The 411-nt window shown below is 77.1% G+C and carries 1 protein-coding gene; it reads left to right on the forward strand.

What is annotated here, in order from left to right; all coding sequences use genetic code 11:
* Nucleotides 1-370: hydroxyisourate hydrolase (uraH, locus tag FOE67_RS28435; RefSeq protein WP_323385670.1), on the forward strand; the 370-nt coding region annotated here is incomplete at its 5' end.
* Nucleotides 371-411 lie beyond the last annotated feature (41 nt).

Raw genomic sequence — 411 nt, forward strand, 5'->3', positions numbered from 1 at the left:
CCCGGGGACCGAACCCGCCCCGGGGGCCACGGTCTCCACCCACGTCCTGGACACCGCCCGGGGCCGCCCGGCACGCGGCGTCCCGGTCACCCTGTCCACCCGTGCCCGCACCGGCGGGGAGTGGCGCCCCCACGCAGAGGGCACCACCGACCCCGACGGCCGGTGCCGGGACTTCCCCGCGCTGCCCGCCGGGACCGTGGCCGCCCGTCTGGTCTTCTCCACCGCCCCCCACCCCGCAGCCGCCGTCGAGGAGGGCGAGCCGCCGTTCTTCCCCGAGGTCGCGGTCGCCTTCGCGATCTCCCCCGGAGAGCATCATCACGTTCCCCTGCTGCTCTCCCCCCACGGCTACACCGTCTATCGAGGGAGCTGATCCCGGTGACCGCACCGCCCGTCCCCGGCCCGTCCGGGACC

Source organism: Streptomyces calidiresistens (assembly GCF_014141525.1).
GTDB lineage: Bacteria > Actinomycetota > Actinomycetes > Streptomycetales > Streptomycetaceae > Streptomyces > Streptomyces calidiresistens.